Origin of the sequence: Streptomyces sp. H27-H5, from assembly GCF_026627505.1 — a bacterium.
GTDB lineage: Bacteria > Actinomycetota > Actinomycetes > Streptomycetales > Streptomycetaceae > Streptomyces.
This window is the reverse complement of record NZ_JAPNLK010000174.1, coordinates 1-8,788: the sequence shown is the minus strand read 5'-3', so window position 1 is coordinate 8,788 and position 8,788 is coordinate 1. Positions and strand designations below refer to the sequence as shown.

At 72.0% G+C, this 8,788-nt stretch carries 10 protein-coding genes; 7 read left to right on the top strand and 3 right to left on the bottom strand.

The genetic code is table 11. The features are described 5' to 3' along the window. The first annotated feature begins 180 nt into the window (after positions 1 to 180). Together OTB19_RS40475 and OTB19_RS40470 are read left to right on the top strand one after the other, a co-directional pair. On the top strand, positions 181 to 1,662 hold the full coding sequence (locus OTB19_RS40475; protein ID WP_267803849.1) for an aldehyde dehydrogenase: 1,482 nt from the start codon (positions 181 to 183) through the stop codon (positions 1,660 to 1,662). Then, positions 1,662 to 1,895 carry a ferredoxin gene (locus OTB19_RS40470; protein ID WP_267803848.1) on the top strand — a complete coding sequence of 78 codons (234 nt, stop codon included), beginning with the start codon at positions 1,662 to 1,664 and terminating at the stop codon, positions 1,893 to 1,895. Before OTB19_RS40475 ends, OTB19_RS40470 begins: the two co-directional genes overlap by 1 nt. 35 nt (positions 1,896 to 1,930) lie before the next feature. Here OTB19_RS40470 and OTB19_RS40465 read toward each other — a convergent pair whose 3' ends face one another. Beyond that, entirely contained in the window at positions 1,931 to 2,614 is a 684-nt protein-coding gene (locus tag OTB19_RS40465) for a TetR family transcriptional regulator (protein WP_267803847.1), read from the bottom strand. A 227-nt stretch (positions 2,615 to 2,841) separates the two neighbouring features. On the opposite strand from OTB19_RS40465, the gene OTB19_RS40460 reads away from it, so the two are divergent. From OTB19_RS40460 to OTB19_RS40450, 3 genes are all read left to right on the top strand, one after another. Next, complete coding sequence (locus OTB19_RS40460) at positions 2,842 to 4,155, top strand: glycosyltransferase family 4 protein (RefSeq protein WP_267803846.1); 1,314 nt, start codon at positions 2,842 to 2,844, stop codon at positions 4,153 to 4,155. A 72-nt stretch (positions 4,156 to 4,227) separates the two neighbouring features. Then, positions 4,228 to 4,962 (top strand): class I SAM-dependent methyltransferase, encoded by a 735-nt coding sequence (locus tag OTB19_RS40455; RefSeq protein ID WP_267803845.1) that lies wholly within the window; start codon positions 4,228 to 4,230, stop codon positions 4,960 to 4,962. Further along, the gene (locus OTB19_RS40450) at positions 4,959 to 6,041 is read left to right on the top strand and encodes a prenyltransferase (protein ID WP_267803843.1); all 1,083 of its coding nucleotides are present in this window, start codon (positions 4,959 to 4,961) and stop codon (positions 6,039 to 6,041) included. The genes OTB19_RS40455 and OTB19_RS40450 overlap by 4 nt, the downstream gene beginning before the upstream one ends. 36 nt (positions 6,042 to 6,077) lie before the next feature. On the opposite strand, the gene OTB19_RS40445 is transcribed toward OTB19_RS40450, so the two are convergent. Beyond that, positions 6,078 to 6,380, bottom strand: a complete 303-nt coding sequence (locus OTB19_RS40445; RefSeq protein ID WP_267803841.1) for a hypothetical protein — start codon at positions 6,378 to 6,380, stop codon at positions 6,078 to 6,080. 159 nt (positions 6,381 to 6,539) lie between these two features. Between OTB19_RS40445 and OTB19_RS40440 the strand changes: the two genes are divergently transcribed. Continuing rightward, complete coding sequence (locus OTB19_RS40440; protein ID WP_267803840.1) at positions 6,540 to 7,148, top strand: hypothetical protein; 609 nt, start codon at positions 6,540 to 6,542, stop codon at positions 7,146 to 7,148. Between the two features lie 104 nt (positions 7,149 to 7,252). Further along, positions 7,253 to 7,642, top strand: a complete 390-nt coding sequence (locus OTB19_RS40435; protein WP_267803838.1) for a hypothetical protein — start codon at positions 7,253 to 7,255, stop codon at positions 7,640 to 7,642. A 3-nt stretch (positions 7,643 to 7,645) separates the two neighbouring features. Here OTB19_RS40435 and OTB19_RS40430 read toward each other — a convergent pair whose 3' ends face one another. Beyond that, a complete protein-coding gene (locus OTB19_RS40430; RefSeq protein ID WP_267803837.1) occupies positions 7,646 to 8,656 on the bottom strand; it encodes an LLM class F420-dependent oxidoreductase in 1,011 nt (336 codons plus the stop codon). Positions 8,657 to 8,788: the final 132 nt, after the last annotated feature.

Below are 8,788 nucleotides of genomic sequence, written 5' to 3'. Positions count from 1 at the left end.
GCCAAGATGGACGACTACATGATCAAACGGAACGAGACCGCCCGCCCCTTCAAGTGGACCTACGCCGCCAGCCCCCTCCAGGAAGCCTGAACCCCCCTCCACGAACTTTCGCGGAGCAGCACTAGAACTGGTATCAGTTCTGGAACGTCACGCCGCAGGTAGCCGCAGGAGGCCTCAGCCATGACCGAGCTCGTGGAACACGGACAACTGTTCATCGGCGGGGAGTGGACGGACCCGCTGGGCACCGACATCATCCGGGTCGTCTCCCCGCACACCGGCCAGGTCATCGGCAGCGTCCCGCACGCCACCACGGCGGACGTCGACCGCGCCGTCGCCGTCGCGCGCAAGGCGTTCGACGAGGGACCCTGGCCCCGGATGTCCCTCGACGAGCGGATCGCGGTCGTCGCGCGCGTCAAGGACGCCATCGCGGTGCGGCACGAGGAGATCGCCCGGTCCATCAGCTCCCAGAACGGATCCCCCTACTCCTGGTCCGTCCTCGCCCAGGCGCTGGGCCCGATGATGGTCTACGACGCCGCGATCACGGTGGCCCGCGACTACGCCTACGAGGAGCACCGCCAGGGCGTGCTCGGACCCATCCTGGTCCGCCGGGAGCCGGTCGGCGTGGTCGCCGCCGTCATCCCCTGGAACGTCCCGCAGTTCGTCGCCGCCGCCAAACTGGCACCCGCGCTGCTGACCGGCTCCGCGGTGATCCTCAAGCCCTCGCCGGAGTCCCCGCTGGACTCCTACATCCTCGCCGACATCGTGCGCGAGGCCGGGCTGCCCGAGGGCGTGCTGTCGATCCTGCCCGCCGACCGGGAGGTCAGCGAGTACCTCGTCGGGCACCCCGGCATCGACAAGGTCGCCTTCACCGGGTCGGTGGCCGCCGGCCGGCGCGTCATGGAGGTCGCCTCCCGCAACCTCACCCGGGTCACCCTCGAACTCGGCGGCAAGTCCGCCGCCGTGATCCTCCCGGACGCCGACCTGGAGACCACCATCGCCGGCATCGTCCCGGCGGCCTGGATGAACAACGGTCAGGCCTGCGTCGCCCAGACCCGCGTCCTCGCCCCGCGCGCCCGGTACGCGGAGGTCGCCGAGGCCCTCGCCGCCGCCGCCGGCGCGCTGGTGGTCGGCGACCCCCTGGACCCGGCGACCCAGCTCGGACCGCTCGTGGCCCGCCGTCAGCAACAGCGCTCGCTGGACTACATCCGGATCGGACAGGAGGAGGGCGCCAAGATCCTCGTCGGCGGCGGTCGCCCCGCCGGCCTGGACCAGGGCTGGTACGTCGAACCCACCCTGTTCGGCGACGTCGACAACTCCATGCGCATCGCGCGCGAGGAGATCTTCGGGCCCGTGGTCTGCCTGATCCCCTACGGCGACGAGGCCGAGGCCGCGCGGATCGCCGACGACTCCGAGTTCGGACTCAGCGGAAGCGTCTGGACGGGCGACGTGGAGCACGGCATCGACTTCGCGCGCGGGGTGCGCACCGGCACCTTCAACGTCAACACCTTCAGCCTGGACATGCTGGGACCGTTCGGCGGCTACAAGAACAGCGGCGTCGGGCGGGAGTTCGGCCCCGAGGGACTGAGCGAGTACCTGGAACACAAGATGATCCACCTGCCCGCCGGTTACCAGCCGCCGGCCGCGCCGGGAACGGACGCGTGATGGGGGACCGCTGGCAGGTGGAGGTGGACCGGAGCGTCTGCATCGGCTCCGGCATGTGCGTGAACCACGCCCCGGCCGGCTTCTCCCTCGACTCGGCGCGCCAGTCCCACCCGGCGGCCCCCGAGACGGACGCGAACGAACCGGTCCTGACGGCGGCCGAGGGCTGCCCCGTCGAGGCGATCACGATCACCCTGCTGGGCAGCGGGGAGGCGGTGTTCCCGCCGGAGGAGTAGGCGGCCGGCCCCGCCCCGCCGCCCCTACGTCAGGATCAGGACTTTCCCGGGGCCTTGGAGCGCGCCTTGGACGGAGCCGGCGTGGGGGTCGGAGCCGGCGTCGGGGCCGGCGTCGTCAGGTCGATCAGACGGCAGACCGTCTCGATGTCGATCTTGACCTGGGCGATCGAGGCGCGGCCCGACAGCCAGGTGATCAGCGCCGAGTGCCAGGTGTGCTCGATCACGCGCACCGCCGACAGCTGTTCCGCCGTCGGCGGGGCGTCCAGGCCCATCGCGTCCAGGATGATCGCCGTGGTCAGCCGCGACACCGTGTCCACCTCGGGGCTCACGCTCCGGTCGGCGAACGTGAGGGCGCGCACCATCGCGTCGGCGAGGTGCGGCTCGCGCTGGAGGGCCCGGAAGGCGCCCATCAGGGTCTCCGCGACCCGGGCCGCCGGGTCGTCGCCCGCCGGGGGGCGCTTGCGGAGCGTGGTGTGCATGTGCTGGAGCTGGTCCTGCATGGTGGCGACCAACAGGTGCACCTTGGACGGGAAGTACCGGTACAGGGTCCCGAGCGCCACGCCGGCCGCCTCGGCGACCTCCCGCATCTGGACCGCGTCGAAACCGCCCCGGCCGGCCAGCTGGGCGCTGGCGTGCAGGATGCGGCGTCGGCGCGCCTCCTGGCGCTCCGTCAGGGGCGGGGACGCCGGTGTGGTCACGGCCTTCGCTTCCGCTGTCATCTGTCCCGTTCCAAGGCGTTCAGTGTTGTCGCGCCGGCGGTTCCGGGGCTGATCCGGGGCCGGCGTGTCAGGCGTCGGAGTCGTGGCGTGAATCACCTGCTCCGCCTCTTACGGTGAGGTTTCCGGCCGGTAGATTCAATGCTCTCAGACGGATCAAGTCTGAAACTTGTTCTACATTATCCGAGCGGTTACGCTCCGGCGAAAGTGCAGGGAGAAGGGGGCCGAGAGTGACCGCAGAGGCCGTGGTGACGAGCCCTTTCGCGAGTTCCGCCACCGAAGGTGACCGCCCGTTGCGCATCGCACTCCTCACCTACAAGGGGAACCCGTTCTGCGGCGGCCAGGGCGTCTACGTCCGCCACCTTTCGCGGGAACTCGTCCGGCTCGGCCACTCCGTCGAGGTCATCGGCGCCCAGCCCTACCCGGTGCTCGACACCGGTGCCACGCTGACCGAGCTGCCGAGCCTGGACCTCTACCGCAGCCCCGACCCGTTCCGTACGCCCGAACGGGCGGAGTACCGGGACTGGATCGACGCCCTCGAAGTCGCCACCATGTGGACCGGCGGCTTCCCCGAGCCGCTGACCTTCTCGCTGCGAGCGCGCCGGCACCTGGCCGCGCGCGCCGGTGAGTTCGACGTCATCCACGACAACCAGACGCTCGGGTACGGATTGCTCGGGGACCTCGGCGCGCCGCTGGTGACGACGATCCACCACCCGATCACCGTGGACCGCACGTTGGAGCTGGCCGCTGCCAAGGACCGCAAGAAGCGGCTCTCGGTGCGCCGTTGGTACGGGTTCACGCGCATGCAGGGCCGGGTGGCCCGCCGGCTGCCGTCCGTGCTGACCGTGTCGGGTTCCTCGCAGGTCGAGATCGCCGAGCACCTGGGCGTCCGGGGCGAGCGCATCCACGTGGTGCACATCGGCGCCGACACCGACCTGTGGTCGCCCGACGCGTCCGTGGCCGAGGTGCCCGGGCGGATCGTGACGACGTCCAGCGCCGACGTGCCGCTGAAGGGCCTCGTCCACCTGGTGGAGGCGCTCGCGAAGCTCCGCACGGAACAGCCCGACGCGCACCTCGTGGTCGTGGGCCGGCGCGCCGAGGAGGGGCCGGTCGCCCGCGCGATCGCCACGTACGGACTCCAGGACGCGGTCCGCTTCGTCAAGGGCATCACGGACGCCGAGCTCGTCGACCTGGTGCGCAGCGCGCAGGTCGCCTGCGTGCCCTCGCTGTACGAGGGCTTCTCGCTCCCGGCGGCCGAGGCCATGGCCACCGGCACCCCGCTGGTCGCGACCACCGGCGGGGCGATCCCCGAGGTGACGGGGCCCGACGGGGAGACCTGTCTGGCGGTGCCGCCCGGTGACGCGGGCGCGCTCGCCGCCGCGCTGGGCCGGCTGTTGGGTGACGCGCCGCTGCGCGAGCGGCTCGGCGCCGCCGGGCGCGACAGAGTCCTGACCCGGTTCACCTGGGCCAAGGCCGCCGAGGGAACCGTGGTGCACTACCGGGCCGCCATCGAGCAGGCCGCCCGTACGCGTCGTGCGCGCTGACGCCTCGCCGATGAGTCATCCCCGTTCCGAGTTCCACCCCGTAGACCCCCGCGACCGCGAAGGCAGGACCCCGTGCTGACCGTCGATTTCTCCCGGTTCCCGCTCGCCGCAGGCGACCGCGTGCTCGATCTGGGCTGCGGCGCAGGCCGGCACGCCTTCGAGTGCTACCGGCGCGGTGCGCAGGTGGTCGCCGTGGACCGCAACGGCGAGGAGATCCGCGAGGTCGCCAAGTGGTTCGCCGCGATGAAGGAGGCCGGTGAGGCACCGGCCGGCGCCACCGCCACCGCCATGGAGGGCGACGCGCTGGCCCTGCCGTTCCCCGACGACTCCTTCGACGTCGTGATCATCTCCGAGGTGATGGAGCACATCCCCGACGACAAGGGCGTGCTCGCCGAGATGGTGCGGGTCCTCAAGCCGGGCGGCCGGATCGCGATCACGGTGCCGCGGTACGGCCCGGAGAAGATCTGTTGGGCGCTCAGCGACGCCTACCACGAGGTCGAGGGCGGCCACATCCGCATCTACAAGGCGGACGAGCTGATCGGCAAGATGGAGGCCGCGGGCCTCAAGCCGTACGGCACGCACCACGCGCACGGGCTGCACTCCCCGTACTGGTGGCTGAAGTGCGCGTTCGGCGTCGACAACGACAAGGCGCTGCCGGTGAAGGCGTACCACAAGCTGCTGGTCTGGGACATCATGAAGAAGCCGCTGGCCACGCGCCTCGCGGAGCAGGCCCTGAACCCGGTGATCGGCAAGAGCTTCGTGGCGTACGCGACGAAGCCGCACCTGCCCGTGGACGCGGCGAAGTGACGTCCCCCGGTCGTACCGAACACCTGGTCCTGGACGGCGTGTTGACCGCCGAGCAGGCGGCCGGGACCGTCGCGGGCATCCTCGCGGCGCAGCGGGCGGACGGGGCGATCCCGTGGTTCCGCGGGCACCACCTCGATCCGTGGGACCACACCGAGGCCGCGATGGCGTTGGACGTGGCGGGCGAGCACGAGGCGGCGAAGCGGGCGTACGCGTGGCTGGCGCGGCACCAGAACGAGGACGGTTCCTGGTTCGCGGCCTACGCCGACCGGCCGGAGGGCGTGGACACCTCCGCTCCGCAGGACGCGAGTCGCGAGTCGAACTTCGTCGCGTACATCGCGGTGGGCGTCTGGCACCACTACCTGGCGACCGGCGACGATCCCTTCCTGGACCGGATGTGGCCGGCCGTGTACGCGGCGGTGGAGTTCGTGCTGGGGCTCCAGCAGCCGGGCGGTGAGATCGGTTGGAAGCGGGAGGCGGACGGCGCGGCCGTCACCGACGCGCTGCTGACCGGGTCCTCGTCGATCCATCAGGCGCTGCGGTGCGCGCTCGCCATCGCGGAGCACCGCGAGGACCCGCAGCCGGACTGGGAGTTGGCGGCGGGCGCGCTGGGGCACGCCATCCGACGGCACCCGGAGCGGTTCCTGGACAAGTCCCGGTACTCGATGGACTGGTACTACCCGGTGCTGGGCGGTGCGTTGACCGGCCCGGAGGCGACGGCGCGCATCGAGGAGCGGTGGGCGGAGTTCGTCGTCCCGGACCTCGGGGTGCGGTGCGTGCTGCCGAACCCGTGGGTCACGGGCGGGGAGTCCTGTGAACTGGCCCTCGCGCTCTGGGCGTTGGGGGAGTCCGACCGGGCGTTGGAGATCCTGCGGTCGATCGGGCACCTGCGGGCCGACAACGGCATGTACTGGACGGGGTACGAGTTCGTGGACCGGGCGGTGTGGCCGGTCGAGCAGACCACGTGGACGGCGGGCTCGTTGTTGTTGGCCGTCGCCGCGCTGGGCGGGGACGAGGCGACGGGCGAGGTCTTCGGCGGGCTGAACCTGCCGCGGGGACTTGAGCCGGACTGCTGCGGTTGAGCGTGTGGGGCCTGCGGGCCCCACACGCCCCGTGCGTCAGCGGCGGGAGAGTCGGCTCGCCAGGGCGTGGCCGATGAAGAGGTAGACGACGGCCGCGATGCCGTAGCCGACGACGACCTGGACCCAGGCGCGGTCGAAGGTGAACAGGTCGTAGGACCAGCCGGCCAGCCAGGTCGCCGCGTCGTGGACGAGGTCGACGAAAGCGTTGCCCTGGTTGGCGTCGAGCAGGAACAGCAGGATCCACAGGCCGATCACGAAGGCTGCGATGTCCGCCACCAGGGCGACGGCCCGGCCCGCCGAACTGCTTCCTCGGGTGTGTACTCGGGTGTGTGTGGGCATGCACCCCGTGTTGCCGCGCAGGCGCGCCGCAAACCCCCGAACGGGTCCCCCAAGTGGCGGAGCCCCACAGGCCGGGTGAGGGTGCGGAGGACACCTCAGTCCCCGGAGGCAACTGTGTCCGTACCCAGAAACGTTCGATTCCGTCGTGCCGTCACGTCGGTGCTCCTTTCCTGTGCGCTGCTGGCCGGCGCCACCGCCTGTGGCTCCGAGGGGGGCGGGAAGGCCAAGACCAAGAGCGAGGACGTCTCGCTGTCCGCGGCCACGGCCGCCGACCAGGCGGCCGCGGAGGCGTCGGCCGTCGAGGTGCTGGCCGCCGAGGAGGCCGCCGCCGCGACTCCCGCGCCGAGCACGTCCGCGGAGAAGCAGAAGTTCGCGAAGACCCGCTTCGTCGCGAACGCCGGTCTCGCGGCCGGCGCGACCTACCACTGGATCGTCAAGCCGTACCAGGCGGGCAAGTTCAAGAAGGGCGCGAAGGGCCGTACGTTCGCGCTGATCAAGGCGGGTCTGGCGGGTGCCTTCGCCTACAACCGGCTGAAGGCGGCGACCGCCAACGCCAAGGGCGACCCGCTGCTGTCCAAGGCGGTGGTCCCGCTGACGGCGGGCATCGAGTCCCTCAAGGGCCTGGCGACCAAGCTCCGCAAGGGGCAGGCGGGCGACGCCGACATCGGCTCCTTCGAGAGCGTCATCAACGGGGTCAAGGAGGCCGGCAAGAGCGCGGGGGCGGTGGTGACCGACAAGGTTCCCAGCACCTCCCAGCTCGGCGGCTGATCGGCCGTTTCCCCGGGCGGGCCCGGGGTCGGGAGGCGGCACGGCCCCTCGACCCCGGGCCCGCCGGCACGCGACCGCCGGCCGCGGCTGTTTGAATGGGGCGCGTGATCGAGTTCGTGGTGGCTGCCGCAGCGGTGGCCGGGGTCGGGTGGCTGGTGCGGCGCAAGCACCGCGAGCGGCAGGCCGCCGAGGTGGTGCCCGGGCTGCCGGGCATGGCACGGCTGCCCGCCGGCGCGGGGCGCTGGCGGATGGGCCGGCTGTACGTGGACGGGGGCGCGGCCCGGTGGGAGCCGCAGCGGGGTCCTGCGGTGGAACTGGCCGGCGCGCGGGCCACGGGGGTGCGGGCGCCGTCGGTGAAGGAGGGCATGAGCATCAACCCGGGCTCGCGGATCGTCACGTGCGCCCGCCCGGGCGACGCCGACATCGAGATCGCGGTGATGGCGCTGGACCTGCGGGAGTTCCTCGACGCGGTGCCGCGGGCCGAGCAGGTCTGACCGCTACGCGTTCAGTTCCGCGAGGACCCGCAGGGTGTGCGGGTCGGGGGTGGTGAGGAGCAGGTCGGTGACCGGGCCCTTGCGCCACAGGTCGAGGCGTTCGGCGATCCGCTCGCGGGGTCCGATCAGGGAGATCTCGTCGGCGAACGCGTCGGGGACGGCCAGGACGGCCTCCTCCTTGCGGCCGGCGAGGAACAGCTCCTGGATGCGGCGGGCCTCGTCCTCGTAGCCCATCCTGGCCATCAGGTCGGCGTGGAAGTTGCGGGCCGCGTGCCCCATGCCGCCGATGTAGAAGCCGAGCATCGCCTTGACGGGCAGGAGGCCCTCGGCGACGTCCTCGCAGACGTGGGCCCGCGCCATCGGGGCGATCATGAAGCCTTCGGGGAGGTCGGCGAGGGAGGCCCGGTACACGTCGGTGCGCGACGGCGACCAGTACAGGGGCAGCCAGCCGTCGGCGATCCGGGTGGTCTGGGCGATGTTCCGGGGGCCCTCCGCGCCGAGCAGGATCGGCAGGTCCGCGCGCAGCGGGTGGGTGATCGGCTTGAGCGGTTTGCCGAGACCGGTGCCGTCCTCGCCGAGGTACGGGTGGTGGTGGAAGCGGCCGTCCAGGGCGACGGGGGCCTCGCGGCGCAGGACCTGGCGGACGACGTCCACGTACTCGCGGGTCGCGGTGAGCGGGGAGGCGGGGAAGGGGCGCCCGTACCAGCCCTCGACGACCTGCGGGCCGGACAGGCCCAGGCCCAGTGTCATCCGGCCGCCGGAGAGGTGGTCCAGGGTGAGGGCGTGCATGGCGGTGGCGGTGGGGGTGCGGGCGGACATCTGGGCGATGGCGGTGCCGAGGCGGATCCGCGAGGTGTGCGCGGCGATCCAGGTCAGCGGGGTGAAGGCGTCGGAGCCCCAGGCCTCGGCGGTCCACACCGAGGCGTAGCCGAGGTCCTCGGCCTCGGTGGCGAGGTCGAGGTGGTTCGGGTTGGGGCCGCGCCCCCAGTAGCCGAGTGCCAGTCCGAGGCGCATGGGGGTTCCCTAAGAATGTGAGGCGGTCCGGGAGGACCGGGTGTGGCTGATGGGGGTCTGTCGTTGATGACTCGGAAGGAATGGCCGCCCGGTCCTCCGGGACGCTCCGACCACTGATTGAGAACTGCGGTC

Coding starts and splice junctions, on each gene's coding strand:
- OTB19_RS40470 (WP_267803848.1), top strand. CDS start 1,662: ATGGGGGACCGCTGGCAGGTGGAGGTGGACCGGAGCGTCTGCATCGGC.
- OTB19_RS40475 (WP_267803849.1), top strand. CDS start 181: ATGACCGAGCTCGTGGAACACGGACAACTGTTCATCGGCGGGGAGTGG.
- OTB19_RS40445 (WP_267803841.1), bottom strand. CDS start 6,380: ATGCCCACACACACCCGAGTACACACCCGAGGAAGCAGTTCGGCGGGC.
- OTB19_RS40465 (WP_267803847.1), bottom strand. CDS start 2,614: ATGACAGCGGAAGCGAAGGCCGTGACCACACCGGCGTCCCCGCCCCTG.
- OTB19_RS40430 (WP_267803837.1), bottom strand. CDS start 8,656: ATGCGCCTCGGACTGGCACTCGGCTACTGGGGGCGCGGCCCCAACCCG.